Here is an 18,084-nt window from a genome sequence, read left to right as displayed (position 1 = left end):
GCGGCTCGCTGAGCGGGTAGTCGGGTGAGTGCTCGAGGGAGTGGGGTGTGTTGTGCACTCCCCGTCCCTTTGGTGTGCGTTTTGGGGGTGTTATAGCGCCCTGACGTGCTAAAACGCTAAATTGCTTGTTGAGTAAACATTAAATCTGCACTTCAAGTTTATTACCCTGAGTGCAAATATGTGGTGAATCTAACCCCCCAAATAGTTACTCCCGGTGAAACATTGCGCGTATTGTAAAAAGCATGGCTAATCTTGTTGAATCCCCCGCAAACATCACGGACAAGCGTTCCGTCCGCAAGGCAGAGAACCGCATCGCAATCGTTGAGGCAGCAGAATCCCTCATCCTCGAGGGCGGCTACGGCGCCCTCAACGCAGAAGCGCTCGCAGAACGCGCAGGCGTCTCCCGCCGCACCATCTTCAACCACTTCGCCTCCGTAGACGACGTGCTGGTCACCCGCATGAACCAGTACTTCAACCGCATCTTCGAAGAATGCGACTTCACCATCTCCGGTGAAAACGCAAGCATGGAAGCCGAAATGCTCTCCATCGCCCGCAAGGTCTTCATGAGCAGCACCCTCGAAGAGTACATCGCACCCTTCGCACACCTGCTCTACGCCCTCGAAATGGACAGCCCCGCGAAGTTCGAAGAATACTCGCACGTCATCCTCGAGCGCACCTACGACATCTTCCTCGAGCAGTACCTCGAGGCATACCCCGACCTGCCCTACCTGCGCGTGGCAGTCTTCGCCTCCAACCTCTCCGAAACCATCGGTGAAGGCGTCTACTACTACCTCACCCGCGCCGAAGAAGTAACCGCCAAGGTCGCAGCGGAAGCCCCCGAAGGCACCCACCCCGAAGCACTCGCCATCGAAGCGATGCGCCAGTGCGTACTCGAGGCACTCGACTACCTGGGCCGCCTGGTCCAGGGCGAATTCGCAAGCTAAGCCCCATAGCGTTCACGCTCAAAAACTCTCGCTTCGGGCACCTCTCTGCAGGTGCCCGAAGCGGGGTGTTTTTTGCCCAAAAACAGGGGCGTCACCTCAGTATGCGGGTGGCAAAACAGGGCAACCACCGTATTCACACGCACCCAACGCACCAAACTCTTCACTCACTCAACTTCAAAGGACTGAATCATGGCTACATGGCTCTACCGCATCGGTGAAGCCGCCGCCCGCCGTGCCTGGGCTGTCATCCTCACCTGGGTACTCATCATTGCAGGTGTAGCGGGTGCCTACACCGCGTTCCACGGCAAGCTCAGCAACACCTTCACCATGCCCGGAACGCAGACCCAGCAGCTCTCCGACGAGCTCGCCCAACGCTTCCCCAGTGCCAACCGCGGCTCCGGCCAGATTATTCTCACCACCGGTGACGGCACCGCCCTCACCGAAGAGCAGAAGCAGGCATTCTCCGCCGCGCTGATCGCACTGCCCAGCGAGGTGCCCTCCGTGGATGCGGTCACCGACCCGTTCACCACCACCTCCAAGCTTGCAGAAGCAAAAACCCAGCTCGACGAGGCGCACGCCAAGATTGACGCCGCCCCCTCCCAGATAGAGGACGGCAAAAAGCAGCTGAATGCCGCCACCTCGCAGCTTGAGGACGGCAGGAAGCAGATTGCCGACAACGAGAAGAAGCTCGACGACTCCCAGGCGCAGATTACCGCGGGCCGAAAGCAACTGGATGAGGCGCAGAATCAGCTCGATGACGCCCAGGCACAGCTGAAGGAGGGCTATGCCCAGGCGGAGGCGGCAGGCTCACCCGCCGCCATGATGGAGCAGCTCAATGCCCAGCAGGCGCAGCTGACCGAGCAGCAGAACGCACTCAATCAGCAGCACGATACCTTGATCGAGAGCCAGAAGCAGGTTGACGCGGGTCGCGCAGAAATCGCCTCCAAGAAGGATGAGCTGGCTGAGGGCAAGAAGAAGTTGGACGAGCAGCGCAACCAGCTGCAGAAGACCGAGAGTGAGTTACCGGCACAGCGTGAGCAGCTGGAGCGTCAGCAGAAGCTCTACGACTTCACCTCCGGCTACCGTATGGTCTCTGAGGATCAGTCCACGGCGATTGCGACTGTCTCGTTTAAGAAGAAGATTTTTGAGGTGCCGTCCGCCGAATTGCAGAAGGTCATGTCCGATCTCAAGGCGGTGAACCTGCACGGGGCGACCGTCCAATTTGACGCGAACCTGAGCGAATCCGCGCTTGGCGGCGGCTCGCACGCCGGTGAGGTTGCGGGTATGGTCATCGCCTTCATCGTGCTCATGGTTATGCTCGGCACCCTCGTGGCTGCCGGTCTGCCGATTCTGATGTCTCTGGTGGGCGTGGTGGTGGGTGTGCTCGGTACGCTTTCCCTTTCGTCCGTCGTGGAGATGAGCTCCACCGCCTACACCCTGGGTCTGATGCTTGGCCTGGCGGTCGGTATCGATTATTCGCTGTTCATTCTGAACCGCTACCGTACGAACCTGCTGGACGGCATGCCGAAGGTTCAGGCGATTGCCCTGGCGAATGGCACGAGCGGTAACGCCGTGATTTTTGCGGCGAGCACCGTGATCATTGCGCTCGTGGCGCTGAACGTGACCGGTATTCCCTTCCTGGGCGTGATGGGTAATGCCGCCGCATTCTGCGTGGTTGTTGCCGCCCTGATTGCGGTGACTCTCACCCCGGCGGTACTGTCCCTGGCGGGTACCAAGATCATGTCGAAAAAGCTGTGGGCTTCCATCGATACCCCGCAGAAGATTGCGGAACGCCGCGCGCAGGATGCTGAACGCACCGAGAAGCCGAACGGCTGGTTGCGCCTCGTGCTGGCGCGTCCGCTACTGACTCTGGTGGTGGGTACGCTGGCGCTGCTGGCGGTTGCCGCCCCTATGTCTCAGATGCGCCTGGGTCTGCCGGACGCCTCGAACTACCCCTCCGATAGCGCCGCGTACAAGTCGTACGCGCTGGTCAAGGACAAGTTCGGTGAGGGCATGAGCGCCCCGCTGGTTGCGGTCGCGCACACGCCCGCGAACATGAGTGAGGAGCAGGTTCAGCAGGTGCAGATTGATATCGCCTCTGCGGTCAAGGAGCGCGGCGGCGCGAATGTGCAGGCTGTGGTTCCCGGCGGTATGACCGATGACCGTACCCTCATGATTTTCCAGGTGATTCCCGCCCACAGTGCAAGCTCCGTGGAGACTGAAGAGCTCGTCCACGAGCTGCGAGCCGTAACCGTTCCGGTTCAGGGCTCTGAGGTCTCTCTCGGCATCGCGGGTCAGACCAGCGGCAATATTGACGTCTCTGAGGTGCTCGCGCAGAAGCTGCCCCTGTACCTGGGCGTAGTGATGGGCCTGTCCTTCCTGGTGCTGATTCTGGTGTTCCGTTCGATCATGGTTCCGCTGGTTGCCTCGGTGGGCTTCCTCTTCTCGGTGCTGGCGAGCTTCGGTGCCGTGGTGTCCATCTACCAGCTGGGCTTCATGAGCTTCCTCTTCGGTGTGGACCACCCGGGTCCGGTGCTGTCGTTCCTGCCGACCCTGCTCATTGGTATTCTTTTCGGTCTTGCGATGGATTACCAGATGTTCCTGGTGACTGGCATGCGTGAAGCGTATGTGCACGGCAAGGACGCGGCGACCGCCATCGTAACCGGCTATAACCATGCGGTGCGTGTGGTGGTGGCTGCCGCGATCATTATGATTTCGGTGTTTGGTGGCTTCATCTTTGCTGATTCGACGATGATCCGCCCGATGGGCTTTGGTTTGGCGTTCGGTGTGCTTGTGGATGCGTTCATTGTGCGTATGACGCTGACCCCTGCGGTTATGGCTCTGCTGGGTGATAAGGCGTGGTGGATACCGAAGTGGCTGGACCGCCTCACCCCGAATATGGATGTTGAGGGCGCCGCACTGAGCGAGAAGATTCAGCACGAGCGTGAGTCTGCCGCCGGTTCGGGTAACAGCTAAAGCCTGGGTAACCGCTAAAGTATTAGTGTGTGTTTGTGCGCTGTTGTAGCGCACTTTGAAGACTAATACGAGACGAAAGGGCAGGTGCACGGTGATGAGGAACCGCGCGAGTATCCGGCAGAGGATAGGAGGCGTTCTAACCCGTGTGCCTGCCCCTTTTCTTGTCTTTTTGGGCGGCGGCACGGGTGCGCTGTGCCGCGTGTACACCCCCGGTGGCGTGCTGGTGGCGAACCTGCTGGGTTCGTTCACGCTGGGCCTGCTGACGATGGTGTGGAACGCCTACGCGCGCCGTGACGGCGAGGACCGGATTCACTCGTTCCGCCTGCTGTTCGGTGCGGGTATGATGGGCGGCTACACGACCTATTCGTCGATTGCTGCGGTGCTGGCGCAGACGATTTTTCTGCCGTACACGGTGCACGCTCAATATATGGTGCTGGCGGTGGCAGTGCTGCTCGTGGGTGGTTTGGTTGCCGCCGCGGCTGGCATGCTGACCGGCCGTTTTGTGGCGTCCCGCCTGGTACCCGTCCACGATGCTGAGGAGGGCCGCTAATGTTTTTCGCTCTGATGGTGTTCCTCTGCGGCGGTCTGGGTGCGATGACCCGCTTCTTCCTCGATAAGGCGATGTCGCCTCGCCTGCGCACGGAGTCGTCGATTATTAGCCCGGTGTTCGTCATTAACCTGGTGGGCTCGTTCCTGTACGGCCTGCTGATTATGCCGGTCTCTAATCCTCGCGCGCTGGGCGTTCACTATAACGCCACGGAACAGGTGGCGTTCTGGTGCACGGTGATTACGACCGGTCTGCTGGGTGGGTTTACGACCTTCTCGACCGCCATGGTGGAGGCGCTGACTGCCCGCGCTGAGGGCAAGATGGTGAAGTTCCTGATGCTGTGGCTGGTGCAGGTTGTGGGTGCGATGGCGGCTGCGATTGCGGGCGCGCTCTTGTTCGTGCTGCTGTTTGGTCGGTATATTGCGCCGGTGTTCCCGCCGGATGTTTTGTACTGACGGCACCGGCTGTGGTGGTTCTCATGGCATGTTTGGGTGCGTGTACAGCTTTTTCACAGTTTCGCCTAGGGTGAGCCATAGAGCGGTCTTTTACACTGGTGGTGAACGATATGCGGCGGGCATGAACGGTAACCCGCTATATCCCACCACGAATATATGTTAGAACAGGCATATATGCAGGTGGAGTTCATATAACTCACTCTCACGACCTAAGGAACGCACGACATGCAGGAACTACTAAATAAACACATGATTGGCACCTTCGCCATCGAGATTACGGCGCTTACTGTCGCGCTCTCCATCATCGGTTTTATTGGTATGCGCCTGCGCGCCAAGAAGACCGGTCGAGCGCACAGCATCCGCCAGTACTTGTTGACCGCGTCTTTTGCGCTGTTCCTTGCTTCTATTCTTTCTCTGACGCTGACCCCGATTGGCTCTTCCAATAGTGTCACGAACCCCGAGCTGTACTACCCGCGTTTCTACGTGGGTTGGAGCTGGCAGCAGGCGTGGGATCTGACTGCCGGCATGGGTTTGCGCCGCTTCGCAACGACCGTGTATGCGCAGCTCTTCTTCAATGTCGCCATGTTCATCCCTTTGGGCTTCTTTACTGCGGGCTGCCTGCGCTGGGGTCTGCGCGCCACGGCGCTGAGTGGCTTCGCGCTGTCGACCTTCATTGAGTTGAGCCAGCTGACCGGCAACTGGGGTCTGGCGGGCTTCACCTACCGCACTTTCGATGTGGATGACATTGTGAATAATACTGCTGGCGCGGTCCTCGGTGCGGTCTGCATCTGGGTGGTGCGTGCGGTTCAGAAGCGCCGCGCGGCTAAGCATGACCGGGCGCTGGCAATGGCTACCGCCGCGGCGTAGGAGCCTCTGAAAGTCCCCATGTCCTTTCCGTGAGGTAGACGCAACGAACCCCTCATTTTCATAACCTGACCGATATTGTGCAGGTTATGAAAATGAGGGGTTCGCCGTTTTTAGATGAAACCCTAGACAGGGAAGTTCTCGGGCGGGAAGACTACTCGTCCTCGGTCAGCCGGTTCACGACGCGGGTACTGCGGTTACCCTTCACCTCTTCGGGGAGCAGAATCGGCATGGAACCGGTCGGAGTGTAGGTTGCCGCGCGTGCCGCCGCGGTAGCGTGGGTGTCCTCAAACTCGGGGATAACCTCGGAGCTGGGTGCACGGTACAGGTGGCTATTAGCCCACCACGCGAAGAGCAGAACCGCAATCGCCAGAGCGCTGGAGACGAACAGCCACGGGCTGACCTGACCCTCGTAGTAGAGCTTGAAGAACGCGCCACCCATGAAACCGCCGGCAATCGGGCCGCAAATCGGAACCCACGCGTAGAACCAGCGTGAAGTGCCCTTATCGTGGATGGGCAGCAGGGCGTGCATGAGGCGCGGACCGAAGTCACGGGCGGGGTTCAGGGCGTAGCCGGTCTGACCGCCCAGGCCGATGACGAGTACGGTGACCATGAAGCCGAAGGCGAGGGGCTTGAGCACGTCGTTGAGGTTGAGAGAGAGTTCCACACCGCCGCTGATGGACGGCTTGAAGTTTACGCCGGTGTACAGTGCCGAGAAGACCAGCATGAACGTGCCGATCATTTCGGAGAGGGCGTTGGTGAAATAGTTGTGAATAGCGGGGACGGTGCCGAAAACGCCGAGCTTAATCTTCTTGTCGGCGGTTGCTTTCCAGTGCGGCAGGTAGTTGAGGTAGACCAGTCCGGCGCCGACCATTGCGCCGAGTACCTGGGCGATGATGTAGCCGGGGACCTTCTCCCAGGAGAACTCGCCGAACGCTGCCAGGCCGATAGACACAGCGGGGTTGAGGTGGCCGCCGGAGTAGGCGTGGGAGGCGTAGACGCCGAAGGTGACGGCGAAACCCCAGCCGAAGGCGATGGTGAAGAAGTTGTCGCCGTGGCCTTTGGATCGGCGAAGTTCGACGTTGGCGATGACGCCGCAGCCGATGGTGCACATGATGAGCGTGCCGAGGAATTCGGCGAGGTAGGGGCTGATGGTGTACACGGGGTGTCCTTCAGGTAGTGAACTGCGGGTGGTAAACCGGGATTCGGTCGGGTGCGCAGTGCCGAGCGTGAGGGAGGTGTGGTTTTGTGTGGGGTTATGCCGCCCGAGTGGCGTGTTTAAACCTTTGGCATCTATGGAACCCTGAATGCCCTAGAAGGGCAATACTTTTGTGTTATTTCACCCTTAGACATAAGCGGTTTTTCGGGTTTTTCGTTTAAAAATAAATGTGGCGAATGAGGGGAAAATCGGTCATAGTCCACAACTTGGACTCATTCCATAAACTCGCGGTTGAACCCATGGAGAAACTCACGAATAAACCCGCGATCAAACCAACACTCACCCCCGCCATCAGCACCCGCCCACACCACTTGCCATCAGCATAAAAATGCCCGGGCACCTCACGGGGTACCCGGGCAGTTTCTGTAATTTTTATGCGGCTCTAACTGCGGCTCTTGCGAACCGCGGTGGACTGGCTGTTACGCCGCTACACGGTTGCTATGTGGCCGCTACTTGGCGCTCGCCCAGTCGAGAATCGCCTCGAAGAAGCGCTCGCATTCGCTCAGCTGCTCCAGCTCAATCCACTCGTTCGGGGAGTGCGCCTGGGCAATATCGCCGGGACCGCAAATGATGCTCTGCACGCCGGCGCGCTGGAACTGGCCCGCCTCGGTGCCGTAGGTGACCTTCTGTGGTGCGTCATTGGTGCCCAGCCACTCATGGGCGAGGTGTACGATGGGTGCGTCGTCCTCGGTACCCAGGCCCGGCACGGCTGCGAGCAGTTCGTGCTTCACACCCACGCGGGAGGTGAGGCTACCGGGCTCTGCACCGGTCAGCTTTTCGGCGCGTGCGGCGCGCGCCTGCAGGTCGGGCAGTATGACCTCCGAAAGTTCGCGGTCAATGCGCTCCACGAAGGATTCGGTGGTCACCTGCGGCAGAGTGCGCACATCGTACTCCACCACAGCCTGCTCGGCGACGATGTTGTACTGCAGGCCGCCGGTTGCCAGGTTCACGCTACCGGTGGAGTGGGGAATGATGAACGACTCGTCGAACGGGCCTTCTTCTTCCCACTGGTCCGCCATGTCGGTGAAGAAGGTGATGAACTCGCCTGCTGCGGCAACCGCGTTCACGCCATGGGTGGCGAGGGAGCCGTGCTTGGGCACGCCGGTGAAGGTGACGCGGCCGCGGTGTGCGCCCTTGTGCGCGTCGATAATGCGCATGCTGGAGGGCTCACCAACAATCGCGTAGTCGGGGGCGAGGTCGCGCGCCACGAACTCCTCGATAAGGGAGGGTGCACCAATGCAACCGATTTCCTCATCGTAGGAGAACGCGAAGTGCAGGGGAGTGCGCAGCTTCGCCTCCGCAACGCGCGGCAACAGCCAAAGCGCCACGGCGAGGAAGCCCTTCATGTCGCACACGCCGCGACCGTAGGCGCGGGTACCCTCCACACGCAGGGTGAAGGGGTCGGCGTCCCACGCCTGACCGGCGACGGGTACGACGTCCGTGTGGCCGGAGAGAATGAGGCCGCCGCGGGTGGTGCCGTCAGCGGCAGGGACGGTGACCAGCAGGTTGGCGCGGGTGCCGTCCTCGTTGTAGGTGCGCACGCCGCTGTAGCCGTAGCGGGAAAATTCGGCTTCGATGAGCTCAATAAGTTCCAGGTTGGAGGTTCCGGAGATAGTGGGGAACGCGATGAGCTTTTCGAGCCAGGGGAGGGATGCGGGCTGGGTGGTCTGAGCCGTCATGACTGTTCCTTCTGTGCTGTGTTGGGTGCGCTGTGTTGCTGTGCGCTGTCATGTGCTGCGTGCGCTTTTATGTTCAGGGTACGCCGCGGGGCGGTATTCGTCGCCTCATGGTCGTCGAATACCGCCCCGTGACCCCTGTGCGGGGTTAGATGCTGTAGTTGTTCACGTTGGAGTGGTCGCCCAGCGCGTGGAAGTTGCGCGAGTGGTAGACCAGCGGGGTGCCTTCGCAGTCGTTGCGGATGAACTCTTCAACCTGCGCGGTGAAGACGATTGCGGGACCAGCCTCAACGCGGCTGAGCGGGGTTGCGCGCAGTACGCGGCCTACACCGTGGACGAGGGGTTCGCCGGTGGAGACGAATTCCCAGGTGCTGGTGTCTGCGAAGCGGGGGTAGTCGTGGGTTGCGAAGTTCTTCGCGAGGGTCACATTCTCAGCGTCGAGCATGTGCACGAGGAAGGAGGACGCAGCCGCGATCTTTGCTGCGGAGCCGCTGTTTGCCTTGAGGGAGAAGGCGATGATGGGCGGTTCTGCGGCGACGGAGGTCAGCGAGGAGGCGGTGAAGCCTGCGGGTTCGCCGTTTTCGTCGGTGGCGGTGATGATGGCGACGCCGGCGGGTTGGTGGCCAAAGGCGAGCTTGAACTGCTCGGAGGTGTCGGCGATGGGTGCCTGTGCTGCAATGGTTTCGGTCATAATCGACCCTTTCTTCTGCGGCTGCGTTTGAGGGTTCGTCCAGATGTGTATGCGTTGGGCGACCCTTTGTTAAGGGGAGATATGTTTCAGGGTAAAGCTAAAGGGTGGTGAACACCTTATTTATTGCCCTATGTTTCTTGGGTGACCCTTTCGTGACATTGAGCGTGAAATATTACGTCATAATCTTCGTCCTTTAGGAGCTTCGAAGATGCGCTCCGCCGATTATCCCGCTTTGGGGTCTGAGTAGCGGGTTGTGGGTGCTGTCCCTCTCTCTTCTGCGGGGTTTCGCCGGGTTAAAGAAGCCTCTGGGGTATCCTTGCTAGGTACTCGAAAGCGCGCCGCGCCCCGTATTTGAGGGGTTTTCGGGTGCGTGAACTGTGGGGAGAAGAGGGTTAATGAGCTGGTTGGCAACTATTCCGCTGCTACTTTTTGCGGTCGTGTTGGCTTTTGGTCCCGGCTATGCAATGGGCTGGGCGCTGCGTATTCCCGCACGTCTGCGCGCTTTTTATGCGCCGCTGCTGACTTTTGCTCTGGTGGCTGTTTCCGCGATTGTGCTGGGTAAGACCGGTATTCCGTGGAGCCTGATTTCTTTTGTGCCGGTTGCCGCCGTGCTGGTGGCTGCGGCTGCTGGTCTCATGTGGCTGGTGGGTCGCCGTTGGCCTGCCCTGGCGTCTGCCTCGTGGCCGGGTAATGATGTTCCTGTGGCGTGGCCGGTGGTGGGTGCTGTTTTAGGCGGATTCCTGGTGCTGCACATGACCGAGGACATGGTCTACGGGCCTGAGGCGTTCTCGCAGAGCCTGGATAACTCATTCCATATGAATGCAATCCGCTGGATTCAGGAGCACGGTGACGCGTCGAGCCTGACCCTGGGCGCGGTATCTGCGGCAGACCAGCAACCGGCATTTTACCCGGCGGGTTGGCATGATTTTGTGTCCCTGATTTATAGCACTATGGGTACGAGCATTGCGACTGCCACCATCGTGACCGTGTTACTGGCTGCCGGCATTTTGTGGCCCTGCTCGCTGGTAGCGTTCAGCTTGAGCATTCCGAAGCTTCGCCCCCTCCAGGCGCTTGCCATCCCTGCAATAATTGGTGGTTTTGCAGCGTTTCCCGGTCTCCTCCTGCGTTGGGGTGTGCTCTTCCCGAATCTGCTGGGTTACGCTCTGGTGCCATCATTTGTGGCACTCATGGTATGCCTGGTGCAGGTGATGATGCGCGGCGAGTACACAACTCTGCTTTCCCTGTGTCTTGCCGCCCTGGTGGGTGTCGCAGGTCTAGCGCTTGTGCATCCGAACGCGGTGGTGTCTGCTGTGGTCTTTGCTCTGCCGCTGGTGCTGGCCGGGGTGGCGTGGGTAGTGCGCTCGCACGAGTTGACCTCGCGGCAGAAGCAAATGGGTAGCCTTCTGCTGGTAGGTATATCAATCGGATGCGTGGGTGCTTGGGTAGTGCTACGCCCCGATAACGCGGCTAGTAGTTCGTGGTTCCCCATCTTGAGCGAAGGTGATGCTCTTTATCAGTTCCTTTTCCTGGGCCTGGAGAATGGTAATCAGCTGGGTGATACTTTCAATCCTTCTCATGTAGTGGGTTTCCTGGCGTTATGGGGTGTCGGGTATCTGCTATACAAGCGCCGTAACCTGTGGCTGATTGCTAGCTGGGCACTGATTGGTTACCTGTGGATTATTGCGGCTACTGTGCCGCGCGGTGACTTCCGTTTGCTGATGGTGGGCCCCTGGTACACTGACCACTTCCGCTTGGCGGCGCTAATCGTATTCCCCTCAGCAGTTCTGGCTGGTATTGGATTGGGTGGTTTCGTGGAGGGGCTGCTCACCTGGATAGTCCGTCGCGTTCCACGTACGGCGCGTCTGAATGTGGCGACGGCCGGAATGGGTGTTGCCGCGGTGTTGGTTTTGGTTCTTGCCGGTCTGACTTCGCGTGTTCCTTCGGTGCAGGAGACAACGTTGGCTGTGTCGAAGGAATATCGGGTAACGCCGTCTTCTGTGGTTGTGACCCAGGATGAGTTGAACGTCATTAATGAGATTCCGAAGATTGTTCCCAAGAGTGACACTATTGTGAATAATCCCTGGGACGGAAGCCCCTTTATATACGCACTGGCTGATCGTCACTTGACCAGTTACCACTTTGAGTTCCAGACCTCTCCGAAGTACGCGGCAATCATCAATGATTTGAAGGATGCCGCCACGAACCCCGAGGTGTGTCGTGAGGTAAAGCAATACCGTGCTTATTGGTACGTACATATGGAGAACCAGCTGAACTTCGGCCCTGGTGCCCAGAAGAATTACGATGCTCTGGTGGAGGCTAGCGCCACTGATTTGATGACACCGGTATATTCTTCGGGCCCTATTGTTCTGTACCGTATCACCGCGTGTGATAACTCTTAGCATAGGATTTCTATCCTCGCGGGTGTAGGTTTAAATAATTGGGGGGCGGCGTGTATGGCGTCGCCCCTTCGTTATCCTTTAAACCTGTACCGTCTGTACTGATAAGATGGAATTTGGTATGCCCGCAGTGTATGCCGACATACACATACACGAAAGCAGGAAGGTATAAGCACTGCATGAACTCTGAGGTACTTTCGCAGACTCCTCGAACACTCATTATCATGCCAGCATGGAACGAGGAGGAGGTGATTGGCGGGACGATTGAGGAACTTTTCCGCATGATGCCTGAGGTCGACCTGGTGGTCGTCAATGATGGGTCCACCGACCGCACCTCTGAGATTGCGCGCGCTGCTGGCGCTTTCGTGATTGATCTTCCCTACAACATGGGTATCGGTGGCGCTTTGCGGACCGGTTACAAGTATGCTCGCCAGGCCGGTTATGATCGCGCAATTCAGGTTGATGCCGATGGTCAGCATGATCCGAAGGGTATCCGCACTGTGCTTGCTGGCCTGGAGGATGTCAACATCTCGATCGGTTCCCGCTTTGCTGAGGCGACGAACTATAAGGTGTCTGGTCCGCGTAAGTGGGCGATGGTGGTTCTGGCCCGTATGTTTACGATGATTTCAGGCGAGAAGTTCACCGACGCCACCTCCGGCTTCCGTGCGGCAGACCGCAAGGCGATTGAGCAGTATTGCGAGCATCTACCTGCTGAGTATCTGGGTGACTGTATTGATGCCTGCGTGATGGCGATTCGTTCTGGCTTGACTGTTAAGCAGGTGCCGGTTGAGATGCGTGAGCGTCAGGGTGGTACTCCTTCTTCGAGCCCGTGGAAGTCTGCGGTGTACCTGGTTCGTTCTTTCTTCTCGTTTGGCATGTCGATGACTCGCCAGAAAACGAATGTGGGGTCTAAGTAAATGAGCGCAAATATTTTTTTCCTTCTCATCGTGGTGGTGATGGAGGTTCTCGTTCTGGCACAGGTACGCAACCAGAAGATGAAGGAAAAGTACGCTGCACTGTGGCTTATTGTTGGCGTCATCATGATTGTGCTAGCGCTTTTCCCGAAGCTTTTGGATGCCCTCTCGCGTCTGGTGGGTATTGAGACCCCGGTCAACCTGCTGTTCCTACTGGCGATTATTATGCTGATGGGTATTAGCTTGCACTTGACCCTGGCTATCTCGAAGATTACGGATGATATGCGTACCCTCGCTGAAGAAGTTGCGATTTTGAAGGCTCTTCAGCGTCAGCCGCAGGGCGCTTCCCGCGCTACGGAGCGAGAGCAGAAGAAGCCCTAAAGCCCCTGATTTTTATACGTTTCTACACGTTTGAGCTTGGAGTAATACCTCATGACCGTTGATATTCTGTTCCCCTACTACGGCGACGTCGCCATGATGAAGCAGGCTGTGCTGTCTGTGGTCGGTCAGACCAACCCGGACTGGCGCATGATTGTTGTTGATGACGGCTACCCGGACGACTCGATTCCCGGCTGGTTCGAGTCGCTGAAGGATGAGCGCATCACCTACATGCGTAATGAAACCAACCTGGGTGCGAACGCGAACTACCGCAAGTGCCTGACCTTCGTGGAGAACGAGCTGGTCACCGTCATGGGTGCTGATGACGTCATGCTCCCCAACTATGTGCAGTGGCTCGTGGATGCGGCGGCTAAGCACCCCGAGGCGTCCATTTTCCAGCCCGGCGTGGTCGTCATTGATGAGAACAACGGCCTGTCGAACACCCTGGTGGAGCAGACTAAGGCGTTCTACCGTCCCAAGGGTGAAGCTGTTCTGCAGGGTGAGGAGCTGGCTACCTCCCTGCTGCGCGGCGCGTGGTTCTACTTCCCGTCCTTGGGTTGGCGTAAGGACGCTATCGTGGGCACCGGCTTCCGTGAGGGCCTGAACGTTGTGCAGGATATGGCGCTGATCCTCGACATTACGATGCGTGGCGGCTCCCTGTACTACGACCCGCAGGTTGCGTTCATGTACCGCCGTCACGGTGGTTCTGACTCGTCTTGGCGTGCCCTGGAGGGTACCCGCTTTGATGAGGAGCGCCGTTACATGAACACCATTGCTGATGAGATGACTGCCCTGGGTTGGACGAAGGCTGCCCGCGTGGCTCGTATTCGCTTCTCTTCGCGTGCTCACGCGCTCACTCTGCTGCCGAAGGCAGCCCTGGCGAAGAAGTGGCAGGGTGTTAAGAACCTTGCCGAGCACATCGTAAAGTAAAGACTTCAATCTTATAGGTGCGACCAGTAGAGAACGGAGATAGCGTGGAATCATCGGCAGAGTCCCAGCCGAAGAAAATGACTCGTGGTCATTCGATGGCAATTTTGGGATCGTCCGGTTTAGCTGCACTATCTTCTCTAGGAATTACCGTTGTAGTGAAACGGTTTCTGGAGGGCGAAAGCCTGACGGAGTTCCTTCTCTTCTGGTCGCTTCTTTTTGCCCTCTACGGTGTGGTGGTAGGTATCCAGCAGGAAGCTACCCGCGCTGTGGGCACTGCACGCCGCGACGGTAAAACTGGTGCACGTATTGCCCCCGTGGGTGCTCTGGTGGGTCTTATTGTGGGCGGGTTGACCTTAGTGACGAGCCCTCTGTGGGCTCCTGCCCAGATTCCTTTGAGCGGGTTTAGCGGTGTGCTGCTCCTGAGCGCCGGTGTGGCCCTCTACGCCATGCACATGACTCTCTATGGTGCGTCTGCTGGCCAGGAAAGCTGGTACCTCTTCGCGAGTGTGTCGGGGTTCGACGCTATTTGGCGTATCGTAGCTATCTGTGCGGTCGGTCTGGTCTCTGCACATCTAATCGGTCTTGAAGCCGCAACGGTTTCTCCGGTACTTCTGTGGCTGCTGATGGTGCTTCTGCTTCCAGAAGCTCGGCGAGTTTTTAGCTCTCGTGCGGATGTTTCCTCGGGCCGTCTGCTGTATAACTACACGCTGTCGATGGGGTCGTCGACTGCTAACGCGGTTCTTATGATGGGCTTGCCGCTTCTGCTGAACGTTAGCATCGATTCAAACGACCCGCTACAGCAGGTTATTTTGGCGGTTCTGATTCTGGCGATTTCGATTACGCGCTCGCCGATTATGATTCCTTTGCAGGCTTTTCAGGGCGTGGCGGTGTCTGCTTTCTTGAAGCAACAGAACCATCCGTTGCGTGCTTTTGCGAAGCCTGCTGGGGCGCTGTTGGGCGTGGGTCTTGTGGGCGCTGCGGCGGCTTATGTGCTGGGCCCGTGGCTGTTTGGTCTGCTTTACCCGCCGAAGCCTTCAGAGGTTGGAGTGTACGCTCAGGTGGTGACTTCTCCGGTGCTTGCGCTTTTGGTGTTTGCTTCTGCTTTCCTGGCGCTTCTGGTGTTGTCGGGGTCGCTGGTGATTGCGTTGAATATGCACCGGTCGTATGTGGCTGGTTGGGTGCTGGCGGCTGTAGTTGCTTGTGTGGTGGCGGTGTCGCCGTTGCCTCTTCTGCCTCGCACTCTTCTTGCCCTGTATGTGGGGCCGATTCTTGGCCTGCTAGTACATTTGGGTGCGATGGTGTGGCAGGCGCGTTCTGCGTCGAATAGCGGCAACGCTGAGCTGGAGAATATTTAATAAATAAATGATGAGGGGTTGAACAAACGAATAGTTATGCTCAACCCCTCATTTTTTATTGCTCATGAACTGACGGGGGCTGGGGGTGTCCGTCCGCTATTACTACTTCAAACCTTGGGAACTTAGGTAACCCTATGGAAAACAGGCGGTGCGCTCCCTACACTGGAAGGGCACATTGACAGACCGCGCGGGCCACCCACACCGCGGCCCCGCCCCTCCCAACGGGTATAGCACCGAAGGAGCCACCCATGAGCCGACGCACCGACGCGCCCGCCCGATCACCACGACGAGCCGCCCTCGCCAGCTGGATAGGCTCCGCCCTCGAATACTACGACTTCGCCGTCTACGGCACCGCCGCCGCAATCGTGCTCAACCGCATCTTCTTCCCCGAAGACACCGCCGCCATCGGCATCCTCAAGTCCATGGTGGTTGTGGGCGTCGCCTACGTTGTGCGCCCCTTCGGCGCCATGATCGTTGGACCCCTCGGTGACCGCTACGGCCGCCGATTCGTCCTGATGCTCACGCTCTTCCTGATGGGCTTTGCCACCTTCGCAATCGGTTGCCTGCCGACCTACAGCGAGGCGGGTATCCTCGCCCCCACCCTGCTGGTCATCTGCCGCATGATTCAGGGCCTCTCCGCCGCCGGTGAGCAGGCAAGCTCCATCTCCATCTCCCTGGAGCACGCCAACGAGCATCAGCGCGCTTTCACGACCAGCTGGACCCTGCAGGGCACCCAGTTCGGCTCGCTGCTGGCAACCGCCGTGTTCATTCCCTTCGCCGCTCTGCCGGACGAGCACCTGCTCAGCTGGGGCTGGCGCGTACCCTTCTGGCTCTCCGCCTTCGTGGTGGTGACCGCCTGGCTGATTCGCCGCACCCTCTCCGAGCCGCCCGCATACCTGCAGCGCGAAAAGCTCACCGAATCCCCGCTCATGCTGGTCTTCAAGCACCACAAGCGCGCCGTGCTCACCATCGCCGTATGCGCCATGGTCAACACCGTGAACATGGTCTTCACGACCTTCGCGCTTTCCTTCGCCACCAAGGGTTACGGCCTTGACCGCAGCACCATGCTGCTGGTGCCGGTCGCCTCCAACACCCTCGGTCTGATTGCGATTCCGCTCGCCGCCATGCTTGCCGACCGGATTGGTCGTAAGCCCGTGTTCATTACCGGTGCGGTTGCTTCGTCCCTGGTGATGTTCCCGTACCTCGGCGCGATTACCGAGGGTAACTGGGTGGGTATCTTCGCCTACGGCGTGCTCATGCACGGCGCGCTCTACTCCATGGCGAACGGCGTGTGGCCCGCCTTCTATGCGGAGATGTTCCCGACCCGCGTGCGCGTGACCGGCCTGGCGCTGGGTACCCAGATTGGCTTCGCAATTTCTGGAGGCGTGGCGCCCGCCGTGGCGACGAGCCTCGCCGGTGCCGACCTGCATAACGCGGTGCTGCCCGCCGTGTTCACGGTCGCCATGTGTGTGCTCGTGGCGTTGGGCGCGCTGACGGCTCGTGAAGGGTACAAGAAGTCCCTGGCTGAGCTGGATGCATAGCCCACAGAATATATTCCGAATATAGAATAAATAAAGGTGGGATTGGATAGCTAGCTATCCAACCCCACCTGTATGTTTAACCTTCTAAGCCCCCTGCTGAGCCGCAATCAGCGCCTCAAAATGCGCCGCCATACGCTCAGCGTTCGGTTCCAACCCAGTGAAGAGACGGAACGCATCCACCGCCTGACCCACCGCCATGTAGCCGCCCGTCAGCACCTCGCATCCGGCGGCACGCGCCGCGCGCACCAGCTGCGTCTGTTGCGGCAGGTAGATGACATCCGCAACCCACAGGCCCTCGCGCAACACCCCGGCACTCAGTGCCGACTCGCTCAACGGCATACCCGGATGCACGTGCATGCCCACCGGGGTTGCGTTCACCAAACCCTGAGCCTCCAGTAGAGCTTCAATCAAGCGCTCATTGTCGCTCAGCACCTCGATTCGGGTCTGCGGGAAGAGCCCACCCAGCTGCTCCGCAAGCCCCTGCGCCTTCGCCGCGTCACGCTCAAAGAGACTCAGGCGGCGCACCCCCAGGCGGCACAGGGCGTATGCCGTGGCGCTACCGGCACCGCCAGCGCCCAGCTGCACCACGTGCTCCAGGCGCGCCGGATTCTCCGCCACCTGTGGCAGGCCGCGCTTCAATCCCGCAATGAACCCGGAGTAGTCCGTGTTATCGCCGTAGAAGCTGCCGTCCTCACCAATCACCACGCAATTGACCGCACCCAGGGCGCGTGCCGCATCCGAAAGCTCGTGCAGGTGCTCCATGACCGACTGCTTGCACGGGTGCGTGATATTGAAAGCGTTAAAGCCGAGCAGTGCCGCAGCATCCAGAAGCGCCGGTGCGGAGGCGCCATCCAGGTTCAGGGCGTCCAGGTCGACGGGGCGGTACAGGTAGCGCACCCCGTGCGCGTCCGCCTCTGCCTCGTGCATGGGAGGGGTCAGGGAGGAGGTGATGCCGTCACCAATGAGGCCCACTAGGAAAGATTCAGTACGCAAACTCATAGTTTCACTGTACGTGTCCGCCTCGTAAGATGCACCTACTTTCTTGAACCCGTACCAAATGCGCGCTGGAGTTGGGAAGAAGATAAAAATAATTTCTACGCCCACAAGAGCGATATGTCTGACAGAAACACCTCGAAGGTATAAGCTTGGTATAAGTGCTCGCGCGCCACGGCGCGCACATGAGACCACACAGACACCG

Annotated in this window: 15 protein-coding genes; 11 read left to right on the top strand and 4 right to left on the bottom strand. The window is 59.1% G+C overall.

The features are described from left to right. The first annotated feature begins 242 nt into the window (after positions 1 to 242). From HMPREF2894_RS08580 to HMPREF2894_RS08560, 5 genes are all read left to right on the top strand, one after another. Positions 243 to 944: a TetR/AcrR family transcriptional regulator gene (locus HMPREF2894_RS08580; RefSeq protein ID WP_070678846.1), complete on the top strand. Its 702-nt coding sequence runs from the start codon at positions 243 to 245 to the stop codon at positions 942 to 944. Positions 945 to 1,133: 189 nt separating this feature from the next. After that, positions 1,134 to 3,920: an MMPL family transporter gene (locus tag HMPREF2894_RS08575; protein WP_070678843.1), complete on the top strand. Its 2,787-nt coding sequence runs from the start codon at positions 1,134 to 1,136 to the stop codon at positions 3,918 to 3,920. 145 nt (positions 3,921 to 4,065) lie between these two features. After that, entirely contained in the window at positions 4,066 to 4,470 is a 405-nt protein-coding gene (locus HMPREF2894_RS08570; protein ID WP_246827040.1) for a fluoride efflux transporter FluC, read from the top strand. Further along, the gene (locus HMPREF2894_RS08565; protein ID WP_070678835.1) at positions 4,470 to 4,922 is read left to right on the top strand and encodes a fluoride efflux transporter FluC; all 453 of its coding nucleotides are present in this window, start codon (positions 4,470 to 4,472) and stop codon (positions 4,920 to 4,922) included. Before HMPREF2894_RS08570 ends, HMPREF2894_RS08565 begins: the two co-directional genes overlap by 1 nt. 225 nt (positions 4,923 to 5,147) lie before the next feature. Further along, entirely contained in the window at positions 5,148 to 5,789 is a 642-nt protein-coding gene (locus HMPREF2894_RS08560; RefSeq protein ID WP_070678832.1) for a VanZ family protein, read from the top strand. 151 nt (positions 5,790 to 5,940) lie between these two features. On the opposite strand, the gene HMPREF2894_RS08555 is transcribed toward HMPREF2894_RS08560, so the two are convergent. From HMPREF2894_RS08555 to HMPREF2894_RS08545, 3 genes are all read right to left on the bottom strand, one after another. Then, positions 5,941 to 6,948 carry an MIP/aquaporin family protein gene (locus HMPREF2894_RS08555; protein WP_070678829.1) on the bottom strand — a complete coding sequence of 336 codons (1,008 nt, stop codon included), beginning with the start codon at positions 6,946 to 6,948 and terminating at the stop codon, positions 5,941 to 5,943. A 506-nt stretch (positions 6,949 to 7,454) separates the two neighbouring features. Continuing rightward, positions 7,455 to 8,684 (bottom strand): acetylornithine deacetylase, encoded by a 1,230-nt coding sequence (gene argE / locus HMPREF2894_RS08550; RefSeq protein WP_070615762.1) that lies wholly within the window; start codon positions 8,682 to 8,684, stop codon positions 7,455 to 7,457. Positions 8,685 to 8,829: 145 nt separating this feature from the next. After that, on the bottom strand, positions 8,830 to 9,372 hold the full coding sequence (locus HMPREF2894_RS08545) for a flavin reductase family protein (protein WP_005507981.1): 543 nt from the start codon (positions 9,370 to 9,372) through the stop codon (positions 8,830 to 8,832). A gap of 395 nt (positions 9,373 to 9,767) precedes the next feature. Here HMPREF2894_RS08545 and HMPREF2894_RS08540 point away from each other — a divergent pair, with 395 nt between their 5' ends. The 6 genes from HMPREF2894_RS08540 (at position 9,768) to HMPREF2894_RS08515 (ending at position 16,886) form a co-directional block, all read left to right on the top strand. Further along, entirely contained in the window at positions 9,768 to 11,771 is a 2,004-nt protein-coding gene (locus tag HMPREF2894_RS08540) for a DUF6541 family protein (protein ID WP_070678826.1), read from the top strand. 176 nt (positions 11,772 to 11,947) lie between these two features. Continuing rightward, positions 11,948 to 12,685 (top strand): glycosyltransferase family 2 protein, encoded by a 738-nt coding sequence (locus tag HMPREF2894_RS08535; RefSeq protein WP_070678822.1) that lies wholly within the window; start codon positions 11,948 to 11,950, stop codon positions 12,683 to 12,685. After that, entirely contained in the window at positions 12,686 to 13,063 is a 378-nt protein-coding gene (locus HMPREF2894_RS08530) for a DUF2304 domain-containing protein (RefSeq protein ID WP_070674230.1), read from the top strand. It begins immediately after the preceding gene. A gap of 51 nt (positions 13,064 to 13,114) precedes the next feature. Continuing rightward, positions 13,115 to 13,990: a glycosyltransferase family 2 protein gene (locus HMPREF2894_RS08525; RefSeq protein ID WP_070678820.1), complete on the top strand. Its 876-nt coding sequence runs from the start codon at positions 13,115 to 13,117 to the stop codon at positions 13,988 to 13,990. A 155-nt stretch (positions 13,991 to 14,145) separates the two neighbouring features. Next, positions 14,146 to 15,345, top strand: a complete 1,200-nt coding sequence (locus HMPREF2894_RS08520; protein WP_246827039.1) for a hypothetical protein — start codon at positions 14,146 to 14,148, stop codon at positions 15,343 to 15,345. Positions 15,346 to 15,593: 248 nt separating this feature from the next. After that, positions 15,594 to 16,886: an MFS transporter gene (locus HMPREF2894_RS08515; RefSeq protein WP_049350236.1), complete on the top strand. Its 1,293-nt coding sequence runs from the start codon at positions 15,594 to 15,596 to the stop codon at positions 16,884 to 16,886. Between the two features lie 84 nt (positions 16,887 to 16,970). On the opposite strand, the gene HMPREF2894_RS08510 is transcribed toward HMPREF2894_RS08515, so the two are convergent. Beyond that, positions 16,971 to 17,885, bottom strand: a complete 915-nt coding sequence (locus HMPREF2894_RS08510) for a shikimate dehydrogenase (RefSeq protein ID WP_070605240.1) — start codon at positions 17,883 to 17,885, stop codon at positions 16,971 to 16,973. Positions 17,886 to 18,084 lie beyond the last annotated feature (199 nt).

Source organism: Rothia sp. HMSC066G02 (assembly GCF_001813145.1).
Lineage (GTDB): Bacteria > Actinomycetota > Actinomycetes > Actinomycetales > Micrococcaceae > Rothia.
This window is presented reverse-complemented; position numbering and strand designations above follow the sequence as displayed.